Origin of the sequence: Sphingopyxis indica (assembly GCF_032879645.1) — a bacterium.
Lineage (GTDB): Bacteria > Pseudomonadota > Alphaproteobacteria > Sphingomonadales > Sphingomonadaceae > Sphingopyxis > Sphingopyxis indica.
Map to the genome: position 1 here is coordinate 2,203,195 of NZ_CP076394.1, position 25,105 is coordinate 2,228,299.

At 66.9% G+C, this 25,105-nt stretch carries 29 protein-coding genes; 17 read left to right on the top strand and 12 right to left on the bottom strand.

Annotated elements, in window-relative coordinates; genetic code table 11:
* Window positions 1-107: 107 nt before the first annotated feature.
* The 8 genes from accD to purB form a co-directional block, all read right to left on the bottom strand.
* Window positions 108-959, bottom strand: a complete 852-nt coding sequence (accD, locus tag KNJ79_RS10460) for an acetyl-CoA carboxylase, carboxyltransferase subunit beta (protein ID WP_317151015.1) — start codon at window positions 957-959, stop codon at window positions 108-110.
* Entirely contained in the window at window positions 956-1,747 is a 792-nt protein-coding gene (gene trpA, locus KNJ79_RS10465; protein WP_317151016.1) for a tryptophan synthase subunit alpha, read from the bottom strand. The genes accD and trpA overlap by 4 nt, the downstream gene beginning before the upstream one ends.
* Complete coding sequence (locus tag KNJ79_RS10470; protein WP_317151017.1) at window positions 1,744-2,052, bottom strand: hypothetical protein; 309 nt, start codon at window positions 2,050-2,052, stop codon at window positions 1,744-1,746. The genes trpA and KNJ79_RS10470 overlap by 4 nt, the downstream gene beginning before the upstream one ends.
* The gene (trpB, locus tag KNJ79_RS10475; protein WP_317151018.1) at window positions 2,049-3,260 is read right to left on the bottom strand and encodes a tryptophan synthase subunit beta; all 1,212 of its coding nucleotides are present in this window, start codon (window positions 3,258-3,260) and stop codon (window positions 2,049-2,051) included. The genes KNJ79_RS10470 and trpB overlap by 4 nt, the downstream gene beginning before the upstream one ends.
* Window positions 3,261-3,375: 115 nt before the next feature.
* Complete coding sequence (locus KNJ79_RS10480) at window positions 3,376-4,008, bottom strand: phosphoribosylanthranilate isomerase (RefSeq protein WP_317151019.1); 633 nt, start codon at window positions 4,006-4,008, stop codon at window positions 3,376-3,378.
* Window positions 4,009-4,145: 137 nt separating this feature from the next.
* On the bottom strand, window positions 4,146-4,820 hold the full coding sequence (gene pyrF, locus KNJ79_RS10485; RefSeq protein WP_317151020.1) for an orotidine-5'-phosphate decarboxylase: 675 nt from the start codon (window positions 4,818-4,820) through the stop codon (window positions 4,146-4,148).
* Window positions 4,817-5,158, bottom strand: a complete 342-nt coding sequence (locus tag KNJ79_RS10490; RefSeq protein ID WP_089214534.1) for a lipopolysaccharide assembly protein LapA domain-containing protein — start codon at window positions 5,156-5,158, stop codon at window positions 4,817-4,819. The genes pyrF and KNJ79_RS10490 overlap by 4 nt, the downstream gene beginning before the upstream one ends.
* Window positions 5,159-5,217: 59 nt before the next feature.
* Window positions 5,218-6,534 (bottom strand): adenylosuccinate lyase, encoded by a 1,317-nt coding sequence (gene purB / locus KNJ79_RS10495; protein WP_317151021.1) that lies wholly within the window; start codon window positions 6,532-6,534, stop codon window positions 5,218-5,220.
* 199 nt (window positions 6,535-6,733) lie between these two features.
* Here purB and KNJ79_RS10500 point away from each other — a divergent pair, with 199 nt between their 5' ends.
* Window positions 6,734-7,231: an EF-hand domain-containing protein gene (locus tag KNJ79_RS10500; RefSeq protein ID WP_089214536.1), complete on the top strand. Its 498-nt coding sequence runs from the start codon at window positions 6,734-6,736 to the stop codon at window positions 7,229-7,231.
* A 93-nt stretch (window positions 7,232-7,324) separates the two neighbouring features.
* On the opposite strand, the gene rnk is transcribed toward KNJ79_RS10500, so the two are convergent.
* Both rnk and radC read right to left on the bottom strand, forming a co-directional pair.
* A complete protein-coding gene (gene rnk / locus KNJ79_RS10505) occupies window positions 7,325-7,723 on the bottom strand; it encodes a nucleoside diphosphate kinase regulator (RefSeq protein WP_317151022.1) in 399 nt (132 codons plus the stop codon).
* A 215-nt stretch (window positions 7,724-7,938) separates the two neighbouring features.
* Window positions 7,939-8,631: a RadC family protein gene (gene radC, locus KNJ79_RS10510; protein ID WP_317151023.1), complete on the bottom strand. Its 693-nt coding sequence runs from the start codon at window positions 8,629-8,631 to the stop codon at window positions 7,939-7,941.
* A gap of 205 nt (window positions 8,632-8,836) precedes the next feature.
* On the opposite strand from radC, the gene KNJ79_RS10515 reads away from it, so the two are divergent.
* The 8 genes from KNJ79_RS10515 to KNJ79_RS10550 all read left to right on the top strand — a co-directional run bounded on the left by KNJ79_RS10515 (window position 8,837) and on the right by KNJ79_RS10550 (window position 15,408).
* Window positions 8,837-11,992: a YdbH domain-containing protein gene (locus KNJ79_RS10515; RefSeq protein WP_317151024.1), complete on the top strand. Its 3,156-nt coding sequence runs from the start codon at window positions 8,837-8,839 to the stop codon at window positions 11,990-11,992.
* A complete protein-coding gene (locus tag KNJ79_RS10520; RefSeq protein WP_089214540.1) occupies window positions 11,989-12,201 on the top strand; it encodes a YnbE family lipoprotein in 213 nt (70 codons plus the stop codon). The genes KNJ79_RS10515 and KNJ79_RS10520 overlap by 4 nt, the downstream gene beginning before the upstream one ends.
* Window positions 12,202-12,222: 21 nt before the next feature.
* Window positions 12,223-12,630 (top strand): YdbL family protein, encoded by a 408-nt coding sequence (locus tag KNJ79_RS10525; RefSeq protein WP_394357117.1) that lies wholly within the window; start codon window positions 12,223-12,225, stop codon window positions 12,628-12,630.
* Window positions 12,631-12,787: 157 nt separating this feature from the next.
* Window positions 12,788-13,171: an AtpZ/AtpI family protein gene (locus KNJ79_RS10530; protein ID WP_394357118.1), complete on the top strand. Its 384-nt coding sequence runs from the start codon at window positions 12,788-12,790 to the stop codon at window positions 13,169-13,171.
* Between the two features lie 57 nt (window positions 13,172-13,228).
* Window positions 13,229-14,011: a F0F1 ATP synthase subunit A gene (locus KNJ79_RS10535; protein ID WP_089214787.1), complete on the top strand. Its 783-nt coding sequence runs from the start codon at window positions 13,229-13,231 to the stop codon at window positions 14,009-14,011.
* A 41-nt stretch (window positions 14,012-14,052) separates the two neighbouring features.
* A complete protein-coding gene (locus KNJ79_RS10540; protein ID WP_067108963.1) occupies window positions 14,053-14,283 on the top strand; it encodes a F0F1 ATP synthase subunit C in 231 nt (76 codons plus the stop codon).
* A gap of 98 nt (window positions 14,284-14,381) precedes the next feature.
* On the top strand, window positions 14,382-14,879 hold the full coding sequence (locus KNJ79_RS10545) for a F0F1 ATP synthase subunit B family protein (protein ID WP_089214542.1): 498 nt from the start codon (window positions 14,382-14,384) through the stop codon (window positions 14,877-14,879).
* Complete coding sequence (locus tag KNJ79_RS10550) at window positions 14,872-15,408, top strand: F0F1 ATP synthase subunit B family protein (RefSeq protein WP_089214543.1); 537 nt, start codon at window positions 14,872-14,874, stop codon at window positions 15,406-15,408. Before KNJ79_RS10545 ends, KNJ79_RS10550 begins: the two co-directional genes overlap by 8 nt.
* A gap of 297 nt (window positions 15,409-15,705) precedes the next feature.
* On the opposite strand, the gene KNJ79_RS10555 is transcribed toward KNJ79_RS10550, so the two are convergent.
* Window positions 15,706-16,362, bottom strand: a complete 657-nt coding sequence (locus tag KNJ79_RS10555; protein WP_317151025.1) for a glutathione S-transferase family protein — start codon at window positions 16,360-16,362, stop codon at window positions 15,706-15,708.
* A gap of 78 nt (window positions 16,363-16,440) precedes the next feature.
* Between KNJ79_RS10555 and uvrC the strand changes: the two genes are divergently transcribed.
* The 8 genes from uvrC (at window position 16,441) to KNJ79_RS10595 (ending at window position 23,760) form a co-directional block, all read left to right on the top strand.
* Window positions 16,441-18,375: an excinuclease ABC subunit UvrC gene (gene uvrC, locus KNJ79_RS10560; RefSeq protein WP_317151026.1), complete on the top strand. Its 1,935-nt coding sequence runs from the start codon at window positions 16,441-16,443 to the stop codon at window positions 18,373-18,375.
* A gap of 57 nt (window positions 18,376-18,432) precedes the next feature.
* Window positions 18,433-18,825, top strand: coding sequence for a PaaI family thioesterase (locus KNJ79_RS10565; protein ID WP_317151027.1), 393 nt, complete (start codon window positions 18,433-18,435; stop codon window positions 18,823-18,825).
* Window positions 18,813-19,550 (top strand): DNA repair protein RecO, encoded by a 738-nt coding sequence (gene recO / locus KNJ79_RS10570; RefSeq protein WP_317151028.1) that lies wholly within the window; start codon window positions 18,813-18,815, stop codon window positions 19,548-19,550. Before KNJ79_RS10565 ends, recO begins: the two co-directional genes overlap by 13 nt.
* Before the next feature lie 146 nt (window positions 19,551-19,696).
* Window positions 19,697-20,788 (top strand): 3-isopropylmalate dehydrogenase, encoded by a 1,092-nt coding sequence (leuB, locus tag KNJ79_RS10575; protein WP_394357119.1) that lies wholly within the window; start codon window positions 19,697-19,699, stop codon window positions 20,786-20,788.
* 18 nt (window positions 20,789-20,806) lie between these two features.
* Window positions 20,807-22,012, top strand: coding sequence for a trans-sulfuration enzyme family protein (locus KNJ79_RS10580; RefSeq protein WP_317151030.1), 1,206 nt, complete (start codon window positions 20,807-20,809; stop codon window positions 22,010-22,012).
* Between the two features lie 17 nt (window positions 22,013-22,029).
* Entirely contained in the window at window positions 22,030-22,431 is a 402-nt protein-coding gene (gene apaG, locus KNJ79_RS10585) for a Co2+/Mg2+ efflux protein ApaG (protein WP_317151031.1), read from the top strand.
* Window positions 22,428-23,219 carry a LysR family transcriptional regulator gene (locus KNJ79_RS10590; protein WP_317151032.1) on the top strand — a complete coding sequence of 264 codons (792 nt, stop codon included), beginning with the start codon at window positions 22,428-22,430 and terminating at the stop codon, window positions 23,217-23,219. The genes apaG and KNJ79_RS10590 overlap by 4 nt, the downstream gene beginning before the upstream one ends.
* A 58-nt stretch (window positions 23,220-23,277) precedes the next feature.
* Window positions 23,278-23,760 carry a DUF417 family protein gene (locus tag KNJ79_RS10595; RefSeq protein WP_317151033.1) on the top strand — a complete coding sequence of 161 codons (483 nt, stop codon included), beginning with the start codon at window positions 23,278-23,280 and terminating at the stop codon, window positions 23,758-23,760.
* Here the strand turns inward: KNJ79_RS10595 and KNJ79_RS10600 are convergent.
* Window positions 23,746-25,062: a serine hydrolase gene (locus KNJ79_RS10600; protein ID WP_317151034.1), complete on the bottom strand. Its 1,317-nt coding sequence runs from the start codon at window positions 25,060-25,062 to the stop codon at window positions 23,746-23,748. The genes KNJ79_RS10595 and KNJ79_RS10600 overlap by 15 nt on opposite strands.
* Window positions 25,063-25,105 lie beyond the last annotated feature (43 nt).

The following is a 25,105-nucleotide window of genomic DNA, read 5'->3' on the forward strand; positions in this document are numbered from 1 at the left end:
TGCCCCCCCCGTCATGCCGGACTTGATCCGGCATCCATCTGCGCGGTCGTCGCATGGACCCCGGATCAAGTCCGGGGTGACGAACAAAAAAGGCCTGACCCGCGCCCTTACGCCGCCTTCTCCGGCGCCAGATAGCCGATCAGCCGCCCCAGCGTCTGCGGCAGATCCTTGCGGTGCACCACCATGTCGATCATCCCGTGCTCGAGCAGATATTCGGCGCGCTGGAACCCTTCGGGCAGCTTTTCGCGGATCGTATTCTCGATCACGCGCTGGCCTGCAAAGCCGATCAGCGCATTGGGCTCGCTGATCTGGACGTCGCCGAGCATCGCATAGCTCGCGGTGACCCCGCCCGTCGTCGGATCGGTGAGCAGCACGATATAGGGCAGGCCCGCGCGGCGCAGCCGTTGCAACGCGACGGTCGCGCGCGGCATCTGCATCAGCGACAGCGTGCCCTCCTGCATCCGCGCGCCGCCCGCGGCGGTGATCGCGACATAGGGACAACCGCGCTTGATCGCCTCCTCGACGCCCGCGACGAAAGCCTCGCCCACGGCGACGCCCATCGATCCGCCCATGAAGGCGAAATCCTGCACGCCGATCACGACCGGGCGGCCGTCGATGCGGCCGAAGCCGTTCTGATAGGCATCGCGCTCGCCGGTCTGCGCGCGCGCCGCCTTGATGCGGTCGGCATATTTCTTGGTATCGCGGAACTTGAGCGGATCCTCGGGCGCCGCGGGTGCGGACAGCAGCTCGTGGAGGCCCCCGTCGAACAGCTGCGCGAACCGCTCCTTGGCGCCGATGCGGTCGTGATGGTCGCAGCGCGGGCAGACGTTCAGATTGTCCTCCCACTCCTTGACGAACACCATTTGCTGGCACTGGCGGCATTTGTGCCAGAGGTTGTCGGCGGTATCGCGCTTCGCGGTGAAGGGCAGGGCGTTGCGGACGCGGTCGAGCCAGCTCATGCGGCGATCTCCTTTGCGCCGTGGATAGCATCGGCGAGGGTGCGGGTGAAGGCTTCGAGGTGCGGCGCGGCCTGTTCGCCATGCTCGGCGATGATGTCGATCAGCGCCGAGCCGACGACCACGCCGTCGGCAACGCGCGCGATGGCGGCCGCCTGTTCGGGGGTGCGGACGCCGAAGCCGACCGCGACGGGCAGGTCGGTCGCGGCCTTCAGCCGCGCGACGGCCTCTTCGATGCTGGCCTGCGCGGCCTGCTGGAGCCCGGTGATGCCGGCGACCGACACATAATAGAGGAACCCTCCCGCGCCGTTCAGCACGTCGGGCAGGCGCGCCGCGTCGGTGGTCGGCGTCGCAAGGCGGATGAGGTTGACGCCCGCCGCGCGCAGTGCCGGGCCGAGTTCGGCGTCCTCCTCGGACGGAATATCGACGCAGATCACGCCATCGACGCCCGCCTTTGCGCATTCGGCGGCGAACCAGTCGGCGCCGCGCACCGTCATCGGATTGGCGTAGCCCATCAGGACGAGCGGGGTGTCGGGGTGGCGCTGTCGGAACGCGGCGGCCTGCGCGAAGATGTCGGCGGTGGTGGTGCCTTTGGCGAGGCTGCGCAGGTTCGCCTTCTGGATCGCAGGGCCGTCGGCCATCGGATCGGTAAAGGGCATCCCAAGCTCGATCACATCGGCGCCCCCTGCGACGAGCGCGTCGAGGTTGGCGGCGGTGTCGCCATCGCCTGCGGTGATGAAGGCAACGAGCGCGGGGCGCGGCTTGGCGAAGGTGGCGGCGAAGCGGGTCATAAAGCAGCCTTGCAAGACGCGAGATCTTCCGCCGTCAAAATCCTGTCGTAGGGCTTCCAAAAAGGATCCTGATAAGCGTCGCTAATGTTCGCAATTGATGGAAATCTACCTTGTCGGTGCAAAATGGCCAAAGCCGTTTGCAACTGAGCGAGCCGGTGCTCGCCTTCTGTTTCTCTGAAGTCATCCAGCGCGGCATCGAAACTGGCGTACAGGTCCGGAGCCATTTGATTCCAATAGCCATCCATAAAATAGGCGAAGATTTTGCCGTTGTCGTTCGCGGCAATTGCTTGGTCCCGCTCGCTCACAACTTCACCCCCAAGGCATCCGCCACCGTCGCAATATCCTTATCCCCCCGGCCCGAGCAGTTGACGATGATGATCTTGTCCTTGCCCAGCGTCGGCGCGATGCGTTCGGCGGCGGCGATGGCGTGCGCGCTTTCGAGCGCGGGGATGATCCCTTCGAGTTTCGTCAGCTTCTGGAAGCTCGCCAGCGCTTCGGCGTCGGTGACGGGCTCATAACGCACGCGGCCGATGTCGTGCAGCCAGCTATGTTCAGGGCCGATCCCTGGATAGTCGAGCCCCGCCGAGATGCTGTGCGCTTCGGTGATCTGGCCGTCCTCGTCCTGGAGAAGATAGGTCTTGTTACCGTGGAGGATGCCGGGGCGGCCGCCCGCAAGGCTCGCCGCGTGCTTGCCGTCCAACCCTTCGCCCGCCGCTTCGACCCCGACGATTTCGACACCTTCGTCGTCGAGGAAGGGGTGGAACAGCCCGATCGCGTTCGATCCGCCGCCGACGGGGGCGATCAGCATGTCGGGCAGGCGCCCTTCGGCTTCGAGGATCTGCGCGCGCGCCTCCTCGCCGATCACCGACTGGAAGTCGCGCACCAGTTCGGGGTAGGGGTGCGGCCCGGCGACGGTGCCGATGATGTAGAAGGTGTCGTGGACATTCGCGACCCAGTGGCGCAGCGCCTCGTTCATCGCGTCCTTCAGCGTCCTGGCGCCGCTTTCGACCGCAACCACCTCGGCGCCGAGCAGCTTCATCCGGAACACATTCGGCTGCTGCCGCGCGACGTCGACCGCGCCCATGAAGATGGTGCAGGGCAGGCCGAACAGCGCCGCGACGGTCGCGGTCGCGACGCCATGCTGGCCGGCGCCCGTCTCGGCGATGATCTTCGTCTTGCCCATGCGCTTGGCGAGCAGGATCTGGCCGATGCAATTGTTGATCTTGTGCGCGCCGGTGTGGTTGAGGTCCTCGCGCTTGAGGTAGATTTTCGCCCCGCCCAGCTCTTCGGTCAGCCGCTCGGCGAGCCACAGCGGGCTCGGGCGGCCGACATAGTGCTTCAGCAGATGTTCGAACTCGGCGCGGAATTCGTTGTCGGTCTGCGCCGCCCGATATTCGCGCTCGAGGTCGAGGATCAGCGGCATCAGTGTTTCGGCGACATAGCGGCCGCCGAATTGCCCGAAATGGCCGCGTTCGTCGGGGCCGGTGCGAAGGCTGTTGGATCGGTTGTTCATGTCATCCTCAACCGTTCGCCCTGAGGAGCCATTGAGCTTGTCGAAATGGCGTCTCGAAGGGTGCTTCGAGACGGGTCTTCGCCAGGCTCAGCCCCTCCTCAGCACGAACGGACTCTCAAATATTGCGTGCCGCTTTAAGGAAAGCCGCCATCTTGTCCACATCCTTGACGCCGGGGGCGCTTTCGATCCCGGTCGACACATCGACGAGCGGCGCCCCCGTCGCTGCGATCGCCGCCGCGACATTGTCGGGATCGAGCCCGCCGGCGATGCCCCAGTCCATCGTGTGACGATAATTTTTGAGCAGCGACCAGTCGAAGCGCGTGCCGGTGCCGCCGGGCAGCGCCTGCGCGGGCGCGTCGAACAGGATGCGGTCGGCGATACCGTGATATTTCTGCATCCGGTCGAGCGTCCCGGCATCCTTGAGGCCGATCGCCTTCCACGCCTCGATCGCGACATGCTGCTTGACCGCGGCGATCCATTCGGGGGTTTCGCTGCCGTGGAACTGGACGATGTCGGGCTTCACCGTTGCGACCGCCTTGCCCGTGAGTTCGGGCGGCGCGTTGACGAGCAGCAACGCGACCCTGACCGCCGAACCGGCGCGCTGGCGCAGCGCTGCGGCGGTGGACAGGTCAAGGTGGCGCTGGCTCGGCTCATAATGAACGAGCCCGATATGCGTCGCACCGAGCCGGATCGCGGCATCGACCGCGTCGGGGGAGGTAAGGCCGCAGAATTTGACAAGTGGGGGCATGGTTATCGAGCCTGATTCGAGAGTTCCGTGCTCCCGCGAAGGCGGGAGCCCATCTTCGGTCGGCGCCATATTGGACCGGTCGGAGATGGGTCCCCGCCTTCGCGGGGACACGCGGCCCTGTCAATAAACCGGAACTGCTAAAGCGTCGCCTCGATCTCGCGCGCCGCAAGGTCGGGATCGGACGACTGGCTGATCGGGCGGCCGACGACCAGGATCGAAGCTCCGTCGGAAAGCGCCTGCGCGGGAGTGACGATGCGTTTCTGGTCGCCCGCCTTGCCGTTCGCGGGGCGGACACCCGGAACGACGAAGAAGCCGCCGGGCCACGCCTTGCGCGCCGACCTCACTTCGTGGCCCGAACAGACGATGCCGTCGAGCCCCGCCTCGCGCGCCAGCGCGGCCAGACGGACGACCTGGTCGTGCGGCGTTCCGCCGACGCCGATGTCGTCGAGATCGGGCGAATCGAGGCTGGTGAGCACCGTCACCGCCACGACCTTCGTGCCCACGCCCGCCACCGCCTTCGCCTCTTCGAGCATCGCGCGGCCGCCCGCGGCGTGAACCGTCAGCACCGCGGGTTCGAGCGGGCGCAGCGCCTGGATCGCCTTGGCGACGGTATTGGGAATGTCGTGGAGTTTGAGGTCGAGGAAGATCGGCAGGCCGATCTTCGCCATCTCATGCACGCCGTGATGGCCGTTGGCGCAAAAGAATTCGAGACCCAGCTTCAGCCCGCCGACATGGTGCCGGACTTTCTGCGCCAGCGTCTGGGCGGCGTCGAGGTGCGGCGTGTCGATGGCGAGGTAGAGCGGCGATGTCATTGTGTTTCCAACGGCGATGGGGGGATGTCGTCCACCGGGCGCGGCGCCGGCGTCGGGGCGGGGGCCGGGTCCGAAGGCCGGCTGGCCATGGCGCGCAGGTCGGAGAGCTGGCGTTCGCTATGGTCGAGCCGGCGGTTCAGCGTCCAGCGCGAGGCACGCAGCGCGATCCACAGCGGCACGCTGCCGATCAGGAAAGAGACGAGGATCAGCACCGGCAGCTTGGTGTCGAGTACCTGCCCCGGCCAGATCGTCACGGTCACCGGAATCCAGTTGGCCATCGAAAAGATGACCAGCACCGCGGTCAGCAAGACCCAGATGATCGTTCGCAGGATTCCCACTTCGTTGCTCCTCGTCCGGCCCCGCCCGTTTCTAAGCGAGTTTCGTGCGCGTTTCCAGCCTATCCGGCGCCGAAGACGCGCGCGAAGATCGTATCGACATTCTTCATATGATAGCCGAGGTCGAACAGGTCGGTGAGCTGCTCGGCCGACAGGCGCGCGGTGACCTCGGGGTCGGCCTTGAGCAGTTCGAGCAGCGACAGTGCGCCGTCCGATTCCCACACCTTCATCGCGTTGCGCTGGACGAGCGCATAGCTGTCCTCGCGGCTCGCCCCCGCCTGCGTCAGCGCGAGCAGCACGCGCTGCGAATGGACGAGCCCGCCCATGCGGTCGAGATTCTTCTGCATCCGCTCAGGATAGACAAGCAGCTTGTCGATCACACCGGTCAGCCGCGCGAGCGCGAAGTCGAGCGTGACCGTCGCGTCGGGGCCGATGAAACGCTCGACCGACGAATGGCTGATGTCGCGCTCGTGCCACAGCGCGACATTCTCCATCGCGGGGATCGCCGCGCTGCGCACCATCCGCGCGAGGCCGGTCAGATTTTCGGTGAGCACCGGGTTGCGCTTGTGGGGCATCGCCGATGAGCCCTTTTGCCCCGGCGAGAAATATTCCTCGGCCTCGAGCACCTCGGTGCGCTGCAAATGCCGCACCTCGACCGCGAGCCGCTCGATCGACGAGGCGATGACGCCCAATGTCGCAAAAAACATCGCGTGGCGGTCGCGCGGGATCACCTGCGTCGATACCGGCTCGACCGCAAGGCCGAGCTTCGCCGCGACATGCGCCTCGACGCGCGGGTCGATGTTGGCGAAGGTCCCGACCGCCCCCGAAATCGCGCAGGTCGCGACCTCCGCCCGCGCGGCGATCAGGCGCGTCTTGCAGCGCGAAAATTCGGCATAGGCCTCGGCGAGTTTGAGCCCGAAGGTGACGGGTTCGGCGTGGATGCCGTGGCTGCGCCCGATCGCCGGGGTGAGCTTATGCTCATAGGCCCGCCGCTTGATCGCCGCGAGCAGCGCATCGAGGTCGGCGAGCAACAGGTCCGCCGCCTGCGTCAGCTGCACCGCAAGGCAGGTGTCGAGCACGTCGCTCGACGTCATGCCCTGATGCATGAAGCGTGCCTCGTCGCCGACCTGCTCGGCAACCCAGGTCAGGAAAGCGATGACGTCGTGCTTGGTCACCGCCTCGATCGCGTCGATCGCGGCGACGTCGATCGCGGGCTTGGTCGCCCACCAGTCCCACAGCGCCTTCGCCGCCGATTTGGGGACGACGCCCAGTTCGGCGAGCGCGTCGGTCGCATGCGCCTCGATCTCGAACCAGATGGAGAAGCGATTCTCGGCCGACCAGATCGCGGTCATGGCCGGGCGAGCATAGCGCGGAACCATATAATTTCCTTCCTTAGCGGCGCCTTGTCGGACGATCGGACCGAAACTGCGGCAGGGCGCGCCCTAGCAGGGGCCGGGCGTTTTTCCAATCGGGCGGAATCGGCAACTTTACGCCCCGCTTCCGGATTGGTCGCACGCCCCTTCAATATGGGCGGCGGACCGCACGGACAGGCTCCGCCGCCGTCACAGGAGATACAGGATGTTGAAACAGATGCTTTTGATCGGCGCCGCCGCGATCAGCTTCCCCGCGCTCGCGCAGGAAACGCCCCCGGCGGGCGACGATATGGCGCCGACGGCGCAGACGCCGACCGAGCCGGCCCCCGACGGCATGGATACCGCGACGCCACCGGTCGATCCGTCGACGCCGCCGACCGACCCGACCACGCCGCCGAGCGATCCGACGACGCCGCCGGCGGGTGAAGCGACGAGCGAGCCCGGCGCCGCTACGCCCGATCAGGTCGCGCAGATCGTGAACCAGGAATTCCCGACCTATGACGCCGACTCGACGCAGGAACTCAACGAAACCGAGTTCGCGACCTGGATGAAGAAGCTGCGCACCGCGACCGACCCGACGGTCGATCCCGAATCGGAGCAGGTGAAGAGCTGGATCGGTCAGGCTTTCGCGGCGGCCGACGCCGACAAATCGGGCGGCGTCACCAAGGAAGAGCTGACCGGCTTTCTGTCGCGCGGCGCTTGATCGAGCGCCCTTGACGGGGTGGTGCAGCCGTCGGGATGGCCGGCGGCTGCATCCGCCACATCAGGAGCTGCCGGAGCGATCCGGCGGCTCTTTCTATGCGCGCACGACCCTGACGATCGCGAGCCGGCGCTGCTGGCCCTCGCGGTCGGGCCACAGGATCGACTGCCCCTCGCGCATCCCGATCAGCCCCGCGCCGACCGGGGTCAGGATCGACACGCGCCCCGCCGAAATGTCGGCGTCGGCGGGATAGACGAGCTCGACGGTGCGCGACTGGCCATTGCCTTCGTCGACGAATTCGACCCTGCTGTGCATTGTCACGACATCGGCGGGCATTTTTGCCGCCGGATGGATTTTGGCACGGTCGATTTCCTGCAGCAGCAGCTCGGCGGCGGGCGAGCGCTCGCGCCGCGCGAGTGCGAGGTCGGTCAGCGTGTCGGCTTCGGTGTCGATCATGTGGATGGCCGGCCGCTTGGCCGGGGCGCGCTTGGTCATCGCTGAATGCTTTCAAGTCGAGCGCAGGCGCCAAGCCTGTCGCTGCATGGTGATGGTCAGAAAAAGGAGTTCGCCCCGGGCTCGGGGCGCAATGCTCCGGACCCGGGGTCAGCTGCCGGCGAGCAGCTGGCCCGCGTGCGAGTGAAGGCGCGAAGAGTGAAGACGACTCTGCATCGGCGCGATGATGTCTCGCCCGGGCGGACAAGTCAAACGCCCTAAAGCAACCCCAGCGACCGAAAACTGCGGAAATCAGAGCCGCCGATAATGATATGATCGTGCAGCTGGATTCCCAGCCGCCCCGCGGCGTCGGCGATGTCGCGGGTGATCGCGATGTCCTGACGGCTCGGTTCGGGGCTGCCGCTCGGATGATTGTGGACGATTATCATCGCCGCGGCGCCGAGTTCGAGCGCGCGCTTGACGATCTCGCGGACATAGATCGCCGACTGGTCGATCGACCCTTCGCTCGCCAGTTCGTCGCGGATCAGCATGTTGCGCGAGTTGAGATAAAGGACGCGCACCCGCTCGACGTCGAGCGGCCCCATGTCGGCGCGCAGCCAGTCGAGCAGCGAATCCCAGCTGGAAAGCAGCGGCTTGTCGCGAAACTCGCCCTTGAGCAGCCGCAGGCTGGTCAGTTGAACGATCTTCAGCGCGGCCACCGCGGTGTCGCCCATTCCCGGCACGCGGCGGAGCGATTCGGGATCGGCGCTGACGAGCTGCGCCAGCGACCCGAACTCGCCGAGCAGCGCCTTGGCAAGCGGTTTGGTGTCGCGGCGCGGGATGGCGAGCGCGAGCAGATATTCGACCAGCTCATAATCGGCCATGCCCTCGGCATCGCCGCCGATCAGCCGCGCGCGCAGCCGCGAACGGTGGCCCGCATGATCGGGGACGGTGGCGGGCGTGTCGGCCATGCCTCGCGAATAACCGCCTTGTCGGCCATGCTCAACGGTCATAGACATCGGCAGACAGCGATGCGGACCAATTTCCTGCATCGAAAGGAGATTTCCGGTGTTGTGGCGCCGGAGGGATTCGCGGTCGAAGGACGGTATTTGCGCCTCATGACAGCATCGCAGACCCGCGAAACCTCGTCCCCGACCGCGCCGCGGACGATCGGCGATGCGTGAAGAAGCGGCCGCCGCGCCGCGCCCGAAACGCCTGTTCAAGAAGCGCTGGATGACCGCGGGCGCCGTTGCCGCGCTCGCGGCGGCGCTCTGGGTTGCGCGCGAACCGATCGTCGACAGCTTCATTCGCGATCAGTTCGATGGTCGCGGCATTCCTGCGCGCTACACGATCGACGAAATCGGCTTCAGCACCGAAAGACTGACCGATGTCGTGATCGGCGATCCGGCGAAGCCCGACCTCACGGCCAGGCTGGTCGAGGTGCAGATGGCCTATGGTCTCTCCGGCCCCTATGTCTCGACGATCCGCGCCGACGGGGTGCGGCTCTATGGCCGGTTCGCCGACGGCCAATTGTCGCTCGGCGCGCTCGATCGCTTTCGCGACCCGGCCGACACCACGCCCTTCGCCTTGCCCGACCTGGCGGTGGTGCTGCGCGATGCCCGCGCGCGGATCGACACGCCGTGGGGCGCGGTCGGCGCCTCGCTGAACGGGATGGGCAATCTGCGCAAGGATTTCACCGGCAAGCTCGCGCTGGTCGCCCCGGCGATTGCGGCGGGCGGCTGCGTCGCGCGCAACGTCAGCTTCTATGGCGACCTGCGCGTGCGCGACGTGCGGCCGCAGCTCGAAGGCCCGCTGCGCGGACGCACGCTGAACTGCACCGACGGGGGTGTCGCGGCCGTTTCGCCGCAGATCGCGCTCGACCTGTCGCTCGACGAAACGCTGCGCAGCTGGAAGGGTGAGGCCGACGCGGCGATCAGCCGGCTGATGGCGGGCGCGGTGCGCGCGGATCGCGTCGCGCTGCTCGCGCGCTTCGACGGCACCGCCGAGCGCACCTCGCTCGCCACGGAGGCGAAGATCGCGCAGCTGCGCGGCAATGATTTTTCGGCCGAAACCGTCGCGCTCGACGCGAAGGCCACGGTCGGGCGCGCGGCGCCGATCGCGGGCGGGACCATCCGTTTTGCACGGGCAAAAGCGAGCCCTGGCCTGCGCCGCACGCTGGCCGATGCGGGGAAGGGGCTCGCCGGAACCCCGGTCGGCCCGCTGGCGGCCAAGGCCGGCGCGGCACTGGCGGCGATGCTCGCCGATACCGGCGGCGGCGCAAGCTTCCTGCTGACCGGCGAAGGGCAGGCGCAGCGCATCGAGGTGAGCGCGGCGAACCTTGCAAGCGCGAGCGGCGCGCGGCTGTCGGGCGGCAGCGAAAGCCGCGTCACCTATCTGTTCGGCGCCGATCGTCCGGCGTGGCTGATCGACGGGCTGTGGCGGTTCGGCGGCGGCGGCCTGCCTTCGGGTGAGCTGACGCTCGACCGGAGCGCCGACGGCAATCTCGACGGCATCGCCCGCTTCGACAGCTATGCGGCGGCCGACGCGCGGCTGGGGCTCGATCCGGTGCGCTTTTCGAGCGGCAAGCGCGGCACGATCCGCTTTACGACCCGCGCCGCACTTTCGGGGCCGCTGGGCGACGGGCGCATCGAGGGGCTGTCGCTGCCGCTTTCGGGCGCGATCGCGCCGAGCGGCGGCGTCGCGCTCGATGGCGGCTGCACTCGGGTCGGGTTCGAAAGGCTCGGCGTTGCGGGTTTCCGCTTCGCCCGGACGGCCCTCGACCTGTGCAGCAATCCCGGCGATGCGCTTTTGAGCGCCGGCAAGGACGGGCTGCGCGGGCGGATTGCGATCCCCCGGATTGCGCTGCGCGGCACGAGCGGCACGTCGCCCTTCGCCTTCGAAACGGGGCGCGGCGAAATCGACCTTGCGACGATGCGCTGGGCGCTTGCCGATGCCGACGTCCGGCTCGGCGAAGGGGAGGGCGCGACGCATTTCGCCGCCGCGACGATCTCGGGGCAATCGACGGCGCAGGGGCTGGCGGGCGAACTCGCGGGGGCCCGCGGCAAGATCGGCGCCGTGCCGCTGCAAATGTCGGAGATCGCGGGCGAATGGCGCTGGGCGAATGGCGCGTTGACGCTCGACGGCGGGCTGGTGCTCACCGACGCATCGCCCGACCCGCGCTTCGCGCCGCTCGTCAGCGACAATGCGGCGCTGCGTTTCGCCGATGGCGCGATCGAGGCGACCGCGGGGTTCGACGAACGCAGAAAAGGCCGGAAAATTCTCGACACCGTGATCCGGCACGATCTCGGCACGGGGGTCGGACACGCCGACCTGATCGTCGACGAACTGCGCTTCGACGACGGCTTCCAGCCCGACCAACTTACCCGCCTCGCGCTCGGCGTCGTCGCCAATGTGCAGGGGTCGGTCGACGGAACCGGGCGAATCGACTGGACGCCCGAGGGCGTGACGAGCCGAGGACGCTTCACCACCACCGACACGAATCTCGCCGCCGCTTTCGGCCCCGTCACCGGCCTGTCGGGCACGCTCAACTTCGACGACCTGCTGGACCTGCGTTCGGCACCGGGGCAGACCGCGACGCTGGAGGAGGTGAATCCGGGCATTCCGGTCGTTGGCGGCACGATCGAATATCGGCTGCTCGGCGACAATCGCGTGCGGATCGAGGGCGGGCGCTGGCCGTTCGCCGGGGGCGAACTGGTGCTCCATCCCGCGCTGCTCGATTTCAACGCGGCGCAGACGCGGCGGCTGTCCTTCGACATTGTGGGAGTCGATGCCGCGGTGTTTCTGCAGCAGTTCGGCTTCGAGAATATCAATGCGAGCGGAAAATTCGACGGCACGCTGCCGGTCGAGTTCGGCGGGCTCGGCGCGCGGATCGTCGGCGGGCGCATCGACGCGCGGCAGGGGGGCGGGACGCTCGCCTATGTCGGCGAATTGTCGAACCACAATCTCGGCACGATGGCGAATTTCGCATTCGGGGCGCTGCGCTCGCTCAAATATGACGATCTGTCGATTCTGCTGAGCGGCGATCTCGACGGCGAGATGGTGACCGACATCCGCTTTGGCGGCGTGGGGCAGGGCGAGGGCGCGACGCAGAATTTCCTGACGCGGCAGGTTGCGAAGCTGCCCCTGGTCTTCAACGTGAAGATCCACGCCCCCTTCCGCCAGCTGATCACTTCGGCCAAGGGATTCTACGATCCGACGGTCCTGATCGAACAGAATCTGCCGACCTTGCTGCGCGTGCAGGAACAGATCGACGCGGCGAAAGCGGGTGACGATGCCCCCGTTCAGCCCCCAGAAAGCGAGCCCATGCCATGACGAGAACCGAAATTGAGAGGAGATGGACGGTCGGAGGCCGGAAACTGGCGATATTGGGAGCGGCGGCAAGTCTTGCCGCCTGCGTTCAGGTCGATACGCCCGACAAGCCGATCGAAATCAACCTCAACATCAACATCAAGCAGGAAATCGTGTACAAGCTCGATGGCGATGCGAAGAAATTGATCGAGCAGAATGGCGACATTTTCTGATCGAAACCGATTATGGGGTGAATGATGACGAAGCTATGGAAACAGTGGAAGGCGAGCGGACTGCCGATGGCGGCGATTGCCGTGACCGCCGCGGTCGCCGTGGCGGTGCCGTCGGCGATGGCGCAGCGCGATCCCGCCTATGAAAAGGCGCGCGCGGCGGGCCAGATCGGCGAGCAGCCCGACGGCTATCTGGGTATCGTGGGGTCGGCAACCAAGGAAGTCCGCGACCTCGTCACCGACATCAACATCAAGCGCAAGGCGGCTTATACGAGCAATGCGCCGCAGGGCAGCACGGTCGAACAATTCGCCTTTGCCACCGGCTGCAACCTGATCGCCAAGACCAGGCCGGGCGAGAAATACAAGGCGCCCGACGGTCGCTGGCTGACCCGCGACAGCGGTCCGCCGGTGCGCGACACGCGTTGCCCCTGACATTTTCCGATTTTTCAAGGGTGCCCGCGGGCACCACATGCCGCCGCGCCCCTAAACGCGGCGGCATTTTTATGTGGCCCGCCAAGCATTGACTTAATCGGGCGGCATTTCTAAACGGACCGCGCCTCAGGGGTTCCCCGATTTTTCGGGCCGTTTTTTGCAGGCGGAATCGGGGCTTTCCGGTTCCGTTTCAGGAGGATGGCGGGAAATGACGGGGAATGGCAGCGATCCGGAACCAGCTTCACAGGATTCGCGCCTGGTCTCGCTCCAAGAGCGATTGGACCGGGCCGAAGCCGCAGAAGCGAAAAGGGCCGGAAGCGGCGCGCCCGAATCCGACGCCAATTATCGGCTCGGCAATCGGGTTTTGGCCGAATTGCTGGGCGGGATGCTGGGCGGCGCGTTGATCGGCTGGCTGATCGACCGGTTCGCGGGCACCTCGCCATGGGGTCTGTTGGGGATGCTGGCCCTCGGGGTCGTCGTCGCCTTCAGGAATATATTTCGCATCGCCAACGACGCTTCGCGTCGCGGCGGGTCGAAATAGGTTTGAATTCAGCCCGGCGGCGTGAGTCGACCGGGATTTAAGTGTGGAGTGACGCGCGTGTCCGCAGAGGCCGGTAAATTCGACCCCATGCACCAGTTCACCGTCGAGCCGGTCGCGAAGTTGTTCGCGGTTGGCGGGCGCGAAGTGTGGCTGACGACGAGCGCGCTGTGGATGGCCGCCGCGGCGATCCTCCTCTGGCTGTTCATGCTCGGCGGCATGAAGCGCCAGCTCGTCCCCGGTCGCTGGCAGGCCGCGGTCGAGGGCTTCACGGGTTTCATCTCGTCGATGATGTCGACGAACATCGGTCCCGAAGGGCGCCGCTACACCCCTTACGTCTTTTCGCTCTTCATGTTCATATTGTTCTGTAACCTGTTGGGATTGATGCCCTTTGCCATCGGCGGCATGCACCCCCTGACGGTGACGAGCCACTTCACCATCACCGGCGTGCTCGCGATCCTGTCCTTTGCGATCGTGCTGATCGTCGGCTTCTGGCGCCACGGGCTCCATTTTTTCTCGCTCTTCGTTCCGCACGGCACGCCTTGGCCGATGATCCCCTTCATCGCGCCGATCGAGTTCGTGTCGTTCATGGTGCGCCCGTTCAGCCTCGGCCTGCGACTGTTCGTCGCGATGACTGCGGGGCATGTGCTGCTCGAAGTGTTCGCCAACTTCATCATCCAGAGCTCGGGCGCCGGCGCCGCGATCGGCCTGCCGGTCAGCATCGCCAGCCTGGCGCTGATGATCGGGATCAGCGCGCTCGAACTGCTCGTCGCCGGCATCCAGGCCTATGTTTTCGCTCTGTTGACCTCGCTCTATATCAACGACGCGGTCAACCTCCACTAATCCCGTTTAAAACCAAACGATTACCTCAAGGAGTTAAGTTCATGGACGCACAAGCAGCGACGCTCATCGGTGCCGGTCTGGCCGCTATCGGCGCCGGTATGGCCGCGATCGGCGTGGGCAATGTTTTCGGCAGCTTCCTGGAAAGCGCGCTGCGCAACCCGGCGGCCGCCGACGGTCAGCAGGGCCGCCTGTTCATCGGCTTCGCCGCGGCGGAGCTTCTGGGTCTGCTGTCGTTCCTGATCGCGATCCTGCTCTATCTGAAGGCGGCCTGAGGCCGGCGCCGCGCCGTCGGGGCCTGACCCGGTCCGGCGGCGCGGCGGCCTTCGATGCGCGTGAGCGCATCGCGCAGTCGTCAATCGGAAGAAGAACCATGCCACAGATCAACCAGCTCGCGGAAAACTGGTATTTCGCCTCGCAACTTTTCTGGCTCGCGCTGATTTTCGGCGCGGTGTTCGTGGTGATCGGTCTCGGCATGTATCCCAAGATCGAAGCGACGGTGGACGCGCGCGATCGCAAGGTCGCCGACGACCTTGCCGCGGCCAAGGCGGCGCACGCGGCGGCCGACACGATCGAAGACCAGTATCGCCAGCAGAGCGACGCCGCGCGCGCCGCAGCGCAGGCGGCGGTCCAGTCGGCGAAGGACAAGGCGGCCCGCGACGCCGAAAAGCGTCTCGCCAAGGTCGATGCCGAACTTGCCGGCAAGATGGCGGCGGCCGAAGCCGACGTCGCGGCAGCGCGCAGCTCGGCGATGGCCGAAATCGAGTCCGTGGCGGCCGAAGCCGCGGGCGACCTCGTCGCGAAGCTGTCGGGCGTGAAAGTCGCCGCAGCCGACGCGAAGCAGGCTGTAAAGGCGGTGCTCCATGGTTGACCTGATTCTTTCCGAAGCCGCCGGTGCGGCGGAGCATGGCGGCGGGTCGTTCCTGTCGTCGCAGAGCTGGTGGGTCGCGCTCGCGATGCTCATCTTTTTCGGCATTCTGCTGTGGAAGAAGGCGCCGGGCTCGATCGGCGCGATGCTCGACAAGCGCATCGCCGACATTTCGAAGCAGCTGAACGAGGCCGAGCAGTTGCGCCTCGACGCCGAAGCGCTCAAGGCCGAGTATCAGGCAAAGCTCGCCGACGCGACGCGCGAGGCCGAGGAAATGCGCACCCGCGCCGAAGCCGAAGCCGAAGCGCTCGTCGCCAAGGCGAAGGCCGACGCGACCGCACTGATCGCGCGCCGCAAGCAGATGGCCGAAGACCGCATCGCCGCGGCCGAAGCCAATGCGCTCGCCGAAGTGCGTACGGCGGCCGCGAAGGCGGCAACCGAAGCCGCGGCGACGCTGATCGCCGCCAAGCATGACGCGGCCGCCGACAAGGCGTTGGTCGATCAGGCGATCGCCTCGGTCGCCAAGGGCTGAGCCTTTCCACATCGCCGAACCAAAACGCCCGCGGATTTCCGCGGGCGTTTTGTTTTGGATATGCTTGCCTGCGATCGGACAAAATCCGTGTGCTCCCGCCCTTCGGCTGCCTTGCAGGCCCTCAGGGTAAACTTCAGCCAAAGGCTGAAGGCGGGAGCCCATCTCCGGCCGGCGCCATCTTGAACCGACCGAAGATGGGTCCCCGCGTTGGCGCTGCGCGCCGCCTTCGGCTCCGCGGGGACACACAAACTTCCCTATGTGCATCATTCAAAAAGCTGAGCAGCCCTTCGGGCGGACCTATCCTTCCGACCGCCCGCCCGCGACCTCGGCGGCCCACGCCTTGGTCGCGGGGCAATTGTCCATCGCGCGCGCATAGGCGTCGCGCGCGGCCGTACGCGCGACATAGGCGCGCTCGACCGGACCGAGCGTGAAACAGCCGGTGCGCTCGGCCAATTCCAGCGCATAGGTCACCGAAATGTCGGCCGCGGTAAAGCGCTCGCCCGCCATATAGGGCGTCTGGTCCAGCTGCCGGCGCACGAGACCGAGCCGGCTTTCGAACGTTCCGAGCGCCCAGCCCGTCGTCCAGTTCCGCTTTTCGCCCTCGGGCGCAAGGATCTCGGTCGCGACGATCGCGTTGATCGGCCCGGCGAGCCCCGCTTCGCCCATATGCAGAAATTGCTGATAGGTCGCAAAGGCCGGATCGTCCGGCGTCGGCGCCAGATCGCTCGGCCCGCGCGTCGCCAGCAGATATTCGAGGATCGCGATCGATTCGACCATGATTATGTCGCCATCGACGATCGCCGGGATGAAACCCGCCGGATTGATCGCCAGAAATTCGCGATCCTGCTCGACCCCCGCGAGCAGATCGACCGGGCGCACGCGATAGGCCAGCCCCATTTCCTCGAGCAGCCACACGACCCGGAAACGGCGTCCTTCGCCATAGACGGTAATCATCGCGTCCACTCCTCTGAAATGGCCGATTTACCCCGCACACTATGGCGGCTCGCGCCGGCTTCGCCTACATGCAAAATCATGGTTCGCCCCAACGCTCCCGACCGGTTCAACGAAGAAAAGGCCACCTATGTCGTCCGCGGCAGCGGCGAAGCGGGCGACAAGCCCGACCTGACGCGCGGTGCCGACGTCATCCGCGGCGTGGTCAAGAAGCTGCCGGTGCGGCCCGGCGTCTATCGGATGCTCGATGCGCGCGGCGACGTGCTCTACGTGGGCAAGGCACGCGCGCTGAAAAATCGCGTCACCAACTATACGCAGGTCGCGCGCCTGCCGCAGCGGCTGCAACGCATGGTCGCACAGACGCGCGCGATGGAAATCGTGACCACGAACAGCGAAGCCGAGGCGCTGCTGCTCGAGGCGCAGCTCATCAAGCGCTATCGCCCGCCCTACAACGTCCTGCTGCGCGACGACAAAAGTTTCCCCTTCATCCTGCTGCGCGCCGACCATGATTTCCCGCGCGTTCAGAAGCATCGCGGCGCGCGGCGAGCGAAGGGGCGCTATTATGGGCCGTTCGCCAGCGCGGGCTCGGTGAACCGCACGCTCAACGCGCTGCAAAAGACCTTTCTCCTCCGCAGTTGCACCGACAGCTTCTTCGCCAACCGCTCGCGGCCCTGCCTGCTCTATCAGATCCGCCGCTGTTCGGCGCCGTGCGTGGGGCGCATCGACAAGGCCGACTATGCCGAGCTGGTGAGCGACGCGCAGGACTTTCTCGAAGGCCGCTCGACCGCGGTGCAAAAGCGGCTCGGCGACGCGATGACCAAGGCGGCCGAGGCGATGGACTATGAACTCGCGGCGGTGCTGCGCGACCGGTTGAAAGCGCTCACCTTCATCCAGGGCAGCCAGTCGGTCCACGCCGAGGGGCTGGGCGACGCCGACGTCTTCGCGCTCGCGGCGAAGGGCGGGCAGCTCTGCATCGCGGGCTTCTTCATCCGCGGCGGGCAGAATTGGGGGCATCGCAGCTTCTTCCCGGCGCATGTCGCGGGGGTGCCCGAAGAGGAAGTGATGGCGAGCTTCCTGATGCAATTCTACGAAGGCGTGCCGCCGCCGAAGCTCATCCTCGTCGACCGCGAGCCCGACGATTGCCCCATACTCGCCGAGGCGCTCGGCGAGACGGCGGGACGCAAGGTCGAGATCAGCGTGCCGCAGCGCGGCAACCGCCGCCGCCTGCTCGAACAGGCGGTGCGCAACGCCGGCGAGGAACTCGACCGGCGGCTCGCCGAAAGCAGCAGCCAGGCGAAGCTCGGGCGCGAACTCGCCGACCTGTTCGACCTCGACGAACCGCCGCAGCGCATCGAGATTTACGACAACAGCCATATTCAGGGCACCAACGCGCTCGGCGCGATGGTCGTCGCGGGGCCGGAGGGCTGGATCAAGGGCGCCTATCGCAAGTTCAACATCAAGCGGCCCGAAACGCAGCCCGGCGACGATTTCGCGATGATGCGCGAGGTGTTCCAGCGCCGTTTCGCGCGCGCGATCGAGGAAGACCCCGAACGGACGAAGGGCGAGTGGCCCGACCTGGTGCTGATCGACGGCGGCAAGGGGCAGGTGTCGGCGGCGGGCGCGGTGCTCGCCGAACTCGGAATCGACGATCTGCCCTATGTCGGCGTCGCGAAAGGCCCCGACCGCAACGCCGGGCGCGAAACCTTTTACCTGCCCGACGGGCGCGAATTCACGCTGCCGCCGAACAATGCGGTGCTCTTCTACATCCAGCGGCTGCGCGACGAGGCGCACCGCTTCGCGATTGGCGCGCACCGGCAAAAGCGCGCCAAGGCGATGGGAAGCTCGCCGCTCGACGAGGTGCCGGGCATCGGCCCCGCGCGCAAGAAAGCGCTGCTGATGCACTTCGGCACCGCGCGCGCAATCAAGGGCGCAAGCCTCGAGGATCTGAAGAAAGCGCCCGGCGTCAGCGCTGCCGTCGCGCAGGCGGTATATGATTTCTATAACCCGGGGGGATGATATCGAAACCACGCCCTCCCCTGAAGGGGAGGGGCTTGGGTTAAGAAGGGACAATCTATGGATTTCGCCGCCACCATGCCGCTTGCAGCCACACTCGGCGTCACCATCGACGAGGGCAGCAAGGACCGCGTCGCGGGCAAGCTGCCCGTGCGGCCCGAAATCTGCACCGCGGGCCAGATCGTCCACGGCGGCGCGATCATGGCCTTCGCCGATTGCCTCGGCGCGGTCGGCGCCTTCCTGACCTTGCCCGAGGGCGCCAGCGGCACGACGACGATCGAGAGCAAGACCAATTTCCTCGGCGCCGGACCGGTCGGCGCGCTGCTCATCGGCGAGGCGACCCCGGTGAAGATCGGCAAGCGGTTGTCTGTATGGCAGACGCGCATCCGCACCGAAGCGGGCGCCGAGGTCGCGTTGGTCACGCAAACGCAGATGGTGCTTTGGCCAGCCTGAGCGCCGAGGCGATCGTCTGCGCGGTGCGCGCGCATGGCGAACATGGCGCGATCCTGCGCGCGCTGACGCGCGAAGCGGGGCTTGTCGCGGGCTATGTGCGCGGCGGACGGTCACGGCGGTTGCGGCCGATCCTGATGCCCGGAAACGCGGTCGCGTTCGAGCTGCGCGCGCGAACCGAGGAACAGCTCGGCGGCGCGACGGTGGAGCTGCTGACTAGCCGCGCGCCGCTGCTCGCCGAACCGCTGCCCGCCGCGGCGATCGACTGGGCGACGAGCCTGACCGCGGCGACGCTGCCCGAGGGCCAGCCCTATCCGGCGCTCTACGACGCGCTTGGCGGCCTGCTCGACGCGGTCGCGGTTGCGGCTGCGGCGCGGCAATGGGCGGCGGCGCTCGCGCGCTACGAACTGCTGCTGCTCGCCGAACTCGGCTTCGGGCTCAACCTTGACGAGTGCGTGGCGACGGGTGCGAGCGACGGTCTCGCTTTCGTCAGCCCCAAAACCGGCGGGGCGGTAAGCGCCGCCGCGGCGCAGGGCTATGAAACGCGGCTGTTTCGCTTGCCGCCCTTCCTGCGCGCACCCGATCCCGACCCGTCGCTCGCCGACGTGTTGGACGCGCTTGCGATCACCGGCCATTTTTTGGGTCGCGACCTGCTCGACGGGCGCAACCGCGACTTGCTGGCGGTGAGGGAAAGATTGACCGTTCGGCTCAACAGGGCGGTTGCGTGACGCGCTGTCGCTGCCTAGAGCGTCGGCGTCCCTGAGCGACAAACTCTGTGCTCCCGCGAAGGCGGGAGCCCATCTCCGGTGGGCTCTATGTTGAACCGGCAGGTGATGGGTCCCCGCCTTCGCGGGGACACGCGGTCTGACTGGCGATGCGGACACCGGTTCGTAATGATGTGCGCGAAGGAACCCGGATATTGAAAATCCTGCTGCTCGCCGGCGACGGCATCGGTCCCGAGATCATGGCAGAGGCCGAGCGGGTGCTTGCTGCGCTCGACGTCCCGGTGACGCTCGACCGCGCGTTCGTCGGCGGCGCGGCCTATGAAGCGACCGGCCATCCGCTGCCGCCCGAAACGCTCGCCAAGGCGAAAGCCGCCGACGCGATCCTGTTCGGCGCCGTCGGCGATCCGCGCTTCGATACGGTCGAGCGCCATTTGCGCCCCGAACAGGCGATCCTCGGGCTCCGCTCCGAACTCGGTCTCTTCGCCAATCTCCGCCCGGCAAAGCTCTTTCCGGGGCTCGAGGACAGCTCGGCGCTGCGCCCCGAGGTCGCGGCGGCGATCGACCTGCTCATCGTCCGCGAGCTTAACGGCGACGTCTATTTCGGCGAAAAGGGCCTGCGCACGACCGCGAACGGCGAGCGCGAGGGCTATGACGTCATGTCGTACAGCGAAAGCGAAGTGCGCCGCATCGCCCACGTCGCCTTCCGCGCCGCACAGGGGCGGCAGGGCCGGCTCTGCTCGGTCGACAAGGCGAATGTGCTCGAAACCTCGCAGCTGTGGCGCGACGTGGTGATCGAAGTGGCGAAGGATTATCCCGGCGTCGAACTCAGCCACATGTATGTCGACAATGCCGCGATGCAGCTCGTGCGCAATCCCGGCCAGTTCGACGTCGTCGTCACCGGCAATCTGTTCGGCGACATCCTCTCCGATCAGGCGTCGATGTGCGTCGGCTCGATCGGGCTGCTCGCCTCGGCCTCGCTTGGCGAAGGGACGAAAGGGCTTTACGAGCCGATCCACGGCAGCGCGCCCGACATCGCGGGGCAGGGCGTCGCCAACCCGCTGGCGATGATCCTGTCGCTCGCGATGCTGCTGCGCCATTCGGGCGGCGACGAGGCGAGCGCCGCGCGGATCGAGGCGGCGGTCGCGAGGGTGCTCGCCGACGGCTGCCGCGGCGCCGATCTGGGCGGAACGATGGGCACGGCGGCGCTCGGCGACGCGGTCGTGGCGGCCCTGAGAAACTAGAGTTACGGACAGAGAAACATGAAGAAGACCACCGGATTCGATCGCGACAAGACGCGGAACTGGCGCCCCGCGACGCAGGCGGTGCGCGGCGGGACGTGGCGCAGCGAGCATGGCGAGACGTCCGAGGCGCTCTTCCTGACCTCGGGCTATACCTATGACAGCGCCGAGGAGGTGGCGGCGCGCTTCGCGGGCGAAGCCGTGGGCATGACCTATTCGCGGCTCCAGAACCCGACCGTCGCGATGCTCGAAGAGCGCATCGCGCTGATGGAGGGCGCCGAAGCGTGCCGGACGCAGGCGAGCGGCATGGCGGCGATGACAACGGCCTTGCTCTGCCAGCTGTCGCAGGGCGACCATATCGTCGCGGCGAAGGCGGCCTTCGGCTCGTGCCGCTGGCTCGTCGACAATCTCTTCCCGCGCTTCGGGATCGAAACGAGCGTCGTCGACGGCCGCGACAATGATGCGTGGGAAAAGGCGATTCGGCCCAACACCAGGGTTTTCTTCTTCGAAACCCCCGCTAACCCGACGCTCGACATCGTCGATCTCGAGCATGTCTGCGCCCTCGCGAGGGCGCACGGCATCACCAGCGTCGTCGACAACGCCTTCGCGACGAGCGCGCTCCAGCGGCCGATGGACTTCGGCGCCGACGTCGTCGCTTACTCGGCGACCAAGCTGATGGACGGGCAGGGGCGCGTGCTCGCCGGTGCCGTCTGTGGGACCGAAAAGTTCATCAACGATGTGCTGCTGCCGTTCCAGCGCAATACGGGTCCGAACCTGTCGCCCTTCAACGCGTGGGTTGTGCTCAAGGGACTCGAAACGCTCGACATGCGCGCGCGGCGCCAGTCCGAAAATGCGCTCGAAGTCGGCAAATTCGTCGAAAGCCGCGTTCCGCGCATCCTCCACCCCGGACTCGCGAGCCACCCGCAGCATAATCTGGCGATGCGCCAGATGGACGCATCCGGGCCGATTTTCGCCTTCATCCTGGAGGATCGCGCGCAGGCGATGGCGTTCCTCGACGCGCTCGAACTCGTCGATATCAGCAACAATATCGGCGATTCGCGCAGCCTCTGCTGCCATCCTGCCTCGACGACCCATTATGGCGTCAGCGCCGAAGCGCGCGCCGACATGGGCGTCGAAGAGGGGATGCTGCGGATCAATATCGGGCTCGAAGACCCGCGCGACCTGATCGCCGATCTCGACCAGGCATTGACCAGGGTGGGGCTATAGGCGACGCTGTGCTGGCGATGCTCGACTCGCTTTTCCCTTTCTCGGCCGCGACGGGGCCGATCACGGTGCGCGTGTCGGTCAGCTATTTGCCCGAACAGTCGCATCCGGCGCTCGGGCGCTGGTTCTGGGCCTATCATATCCGGATCGAAAATCACGGCGCGCTCTCGGCGCAGCTCCTCAATCGCCACTGGCAGATCCGCGACGGCGACGGGCAGGTCAGCGAGGTCGAGGGCGAGGGCGTTATCGGCGAACAGCCGCTGATCCAGCCGGGTGGCGCGTTTCACTATGTGTCGGGCTGTCCGCTCACGACGCCCGGCGGATCTATGGTCGGAAGCTATATGATGGAACTCGGCGACGGATCGCAGATGCTCGTCGCGATCCCGCAATTTCCGCTCGCGGCGCCCGCGACTGCGCCATGAAGCGGACGCACCTGCCTCTCAACGCGCTCCGCGTCTTCGATGCCGCTGCCCGGCATCTGAGCTTCACGCGCGCCGCCGACGAGCTCGCGGTGACACCCGCCGCGGTCGGGCAACAGATTCGCGCGCTCGAAGACATGCTCGGCGTCGTCCTTTTCCGCCGCACGCCGAAGGGGCTCGAACTCACGGGCGAAGCGACCGCGGGACTCGACGCGCTGCGCCAGGGCTTTCTGCAATTCGAGGAATCGGTGCGCGCGATGCAGGCCGGGCAATCGTCGCAGTCGCTGACGATCGCCGCGCCGCGCGACCTCACCGCCAAATGGCTCGCGCCCCGCCTCGCGCGCTACAGCCAGCAGGCGCCCGACGTGCGCTTCACCCTCGTCTCGTCCGACGGCGGCATCGACTTTACCGAAGCCAATCTCGACCTCGCCATCTTCTGGACCGACGGTCCGGGCGAGCATGAGGGCGTCGCGCTGTCCGATCCGGCGATGGTGACCGTCGCCGGACCCGCAAGCGACAGCGAAACGCGCATCGCCTGGCCCGGCTGCCCCGCCGAAGACTGCGAGCCCGCGCTGCGGCTCGGCGACGCGGGGCTCGCGATCGACGCGGCGGCGAACGGGCTGGGACAGGCAAATGTTCCCGCGATGCTCGCCGAGGCCGATCTGGCGGCAGGCCGCGTCCGGCTGGTCCGCGAAGCGTTCGCGGTAAAACGCGGCTATTGGCTCGTCGCGCCGACCCCGCAATGGCGCCAGGCGAAGGTCAAGGCGCTGGTCGCGGCGCTCACCGATTGATGTAACCCCGCCGGCGCCCGGCACGAATATCTCCGAAACGTCCTTTGGGGGTATTTGTATGCGCGAAATTCCGGGCGGGCTTCCGCCTCAAACTTTCTCGATCGGCGCCCTGCGCTGGTCGCTGGTATTTATCTTCGCCATGTTCGGGATCGCGAAATTCGCATCCTATGAAGCCGAAGGCGTCGCTGGCATCGCCATGCATTATCCGCTCTTCGCCTGGATGTATCCGCTGATCGGGGTCCAGGGGACGAGCAATGTCATCGGGACGGTCGAGTTGGCGACGGGGGCGCTGATCGCGCTGGGGGCCTGGTCGCATCGGGCGGGGTTGCTCGGCGGTCTGATGGGAATGGCGACCTTTCTCGTCACGCTCAGCTTCAGCTTCGGCGTGCCGCTGTGGCAAGACGGGTTCGGCTTTCCCTTCATGGGATCGACCGCACAATTCCTGTTCAAGGACGCAGTGCTGCTCGCCGCCTGTCTGGCGCTTGCCCTGCACGCCGGCCACGCGCTGCGTACGAATGGCGCGGCTCTATTTGGCCGCTAACGCCAGCAGCCGCGTCACCAGCCCGTTGATCGTCTCGGCCGCGGCATCGCCGTCGGGATTGTTCCAGCTTGCCGTGACGACGAACCATTTGCCGTCCGATTTGCGCTGCCCGAGCAGGCTCATCGACAGCACGCCGAGTTCGGACCCGCCCTTGTAACCCAGATAGCGCCAGTCGGCGGCCGCGATGGGGCCGACGCCGCTGTTGATCGCCATCGCCGCCATCGCCTCCTCCGACCCGCGCGCCTTCAGGTCGATCAGCGCGCGCGCGACGTCCTGGGGACTCGCGAACCATTCGAGGCTGTCGATGAAGCGCGGCTTGCCGCCAAAACTTCCGCCGTCGACATTTTCGAGGATCAGCCGGCCCTTGTTCGCGTCGATCAGCGCGCGCTGCGCTTCGTCGTCACCGGCAAGAAAGGCGGCGCGCTCAGCGGCGAAATTATTGCCCTTCAGCGCGAAGGCTTCGACCGTGGTCAGGAAAGGAATATTGCGCGACGGGTCGCTGTTCCCGGCGGCGCGCATCCGCGCCTCGACTGCCTCGCGGCCGAGCAGGTGAATCAGCGTGTCGGCAGCGCCATTGTCGCTCACTGAAATCATCCAGTTGGCGAGCGTCTGCAAGGTCACCGGCGTGTTCTTCGGCCAGCCCGCGGTCGCGGCCGAGGAAAAGCTGAGGTGCGAGAGCGGCGCGACCTCGTCCCAGCGATGCTTGCCGGCGGCGATCTGCGCGGCAAGCTCATCGAGGACATAGAGCTTGAAGGTCGATCCGACGGCGAACGGCGTGTCGGCGTGCGCGGAGGCGAGGGGAGCGATGCGGTTTCCGTCGATTTCGGCGACCAGAAAGCCGGTCTCGCCGGGCAGCACTGCGAACTCGGCGGCGACGCGGTCGAAGCTGTCGTTCGCGACCTCGAAATGCTGGAAGCGCAGGCCATCGACCCGCCGGTCGGGCCCGGCCTCGACGCTGAGCGCGACCGTGCCGACCGCCTTTTCGAAGCGGAGCGTCACCGTGCCGCGCCGCGCATCGGCCGCGTCGGTCGATACGACCGCGACCGGCCGGCCATATTGCGCGACCAGATTGGCCGCGATCGTCTTGAACTGCGCCTCGGGCACCGCCTGCTGAAAGACCGGCGCGAAATAATCGGCAAAGGCGATGCGGCCCTCGAGGAGATTGGGAAGCTCCGCTGCGCGGCGTTCGAAGCCGGTGGTGGCGGGGACTGTGGACGCAGGCGTTTGGGCAAATAGCGCAGGAGCGGGGAGAGCGGCGGTGAGCGGGAGAAGCGCGATAAGGGCGGTGCGGAAGCCGGTCATGGCGTCATTCTTCCCTTCCATCCTCTCCCCTGAGGGGGGAGGG

Bases quoted from the DNA above. Each gene is read 5' to 3' on its own strand.
- apaG (WP_317151031.1), top strand. From the start codon at position 22,030: ATGCTCGACTCGCTTTTCCCTTTCTCGGCCGCGACGGGGCCGATCACG.
- KNJ79_RS10555 (WP_317151025.1), bottom strand. From the start codon at position 16,362: ATGATTACCGTCTATGGCGAAGGACGCCGTTTCCGGGTCGTGTGGCTG.
- KNJ79_RS10480 (WP_317151019.1), bottom strand. From the start codon at position 4,008: ATGCCCCCACTTGTCAAATTCTGCGGCCTTACCTCCCCCGACGCGGTC.
- radC (WP_317151023.1), bottom strand. From the start codon at position 8,631: ATGGCCGACACGCCCGCCACCGTCCCCGATCATGCGGGCCACCGTTCG.
- pyrF (WP_317151020.1), bottom strand. From the start codon at position 4,820: ATGACATCGCCGCTCTACCTCGCCATCGACACGCCGCACCTCGACGCC.
- KNJ79_RS10590 (WP_317151032.1), top strand. From the start codon at position 22,428: ATGAAGCGGACGCACCTGCCTCTCAACGCGCTCCGCGTCTTCGATGCC.
- KNJ79_RS10525 (WP_394357117.1), top strand. From the start codon at position 12,223: ATGATGACGAAGCTATGGAAACAGTGGAAGGCGAGCGGACTGCCGATG.
- KNJ79_RS10520 (WP_089214540.1), top strand. From the start codon at position 11,989: ATGACGAGAACCGAAATTGAGAGGAGATGGACGGTCGGAGGCCGGAAA.
- uvrC (WP_317151026.1), top strand. From the start codon at position 16,441: ATGGTTCGCCCCAACGCTCCCGACCGGTTCAACGAAGAAAAGGCCACC.
- purB (WP_317151021.1), bottom strand. From the start codon at position 6,534: ATGGTTCCGCGCTATGCTCGCCCGGCCATGACCGCGATCTGGTCGGCC.
- KNJ79_RS10500 (WP_089214536.1), top strand. From the start codon at position 6,734: ATGTTGAAACAGATGCTTTTGATCGGCGCCGCCGCGATCAGCTTCCCC.
- trpA (WP_317151016.1), bottom strand. From the start codon at position 1,747: ATGACCCGCTTCGCCGCCACCTTCGCCAAGCCGCGCCCCGCGCTCGTT.
- KNJ79_RS10540 (WP_067108963.1), top strand. From the start codon at position 14,053: ATGGACGCACAAGCAGCGACGCTCATCGGTGCCGGTCTGGCCGCTATC.
- KNJ79_RS10580 (WP_317151030.1), top strand. From the start codon at position 20,807: ATGAAGAAGACCACCGGATTCGATCGCGACAAGACGCGGAACTGGCGC.
- KNJ79_RS10545 (WP_089214542.1), top strand. From the start codon at position 14,382: ATGCCACAGATCAACCAGCTCGCGGAAAACTGGTATTTCGCCTCGCAA.
- rnk (WP_317151022.1), bottom strand. From the start codon at position 7,723: ATGACCAAGCGCGCCCCGGCCAAGCGGCCGGCCATCCACATGATCGAC.
- trpB (WP_317151018.1), bottom strand. From the start codon at position 3,260: ATGAACAACCGATCCAACAGCCTTCGCACCGGCCCCGACGAACGCGGC.
- KNJ79_RS10565 (WP_317151027.1), top strand. From the start codon at position 18,433: ATGGATTTCGCCGCCACCATGCCGCTTGCAGCCACACTCGGCGTCACC.
- KNJ79_RS10595 (WP_317151033.1), top strand. From the start codon at position 23,278: ATGCGCGAAATTCCGGGCGGGCTTCCGCCTCAAACTTTCTCGATCGGC.
- KNJ79_RS10600 (WP_317151034.1), bottom strand. From the start codon at position 25,062: ATGACCGGCTTCCGCACCGCCCTTATCGCGCTTCTCCCGCTCACCGCC.
- KNJ79_RS10550 (WP_089214543.1), top strand. From the start codon at position 14,872: ATGGTTGACCTGATTCTTTCCGAAGCCGCCGGTGCGGCGGAGCATGGC.
- KNJ79_RS10515 (WP_317151024.1), top strand. From the start codon at position 8,837: ATGCGTGAAGAAGCGGCCGCCGCGCCGCGCCCGAAACGCCTGTTCAAG.
- leuB (WP_394357119.1), top strand. From the start codon at position 19,697: ATGCGGACACCGGTTCGTAATGATGTGCGCGAAGGAACCCGGATATTG.
- accD (WP_317151015.1), bottom strand. From the start codon at position 959: ATGAGCTGGCTCGACCGCGTCCGCAACGCCCTGCCCTTCACCGCGAAG.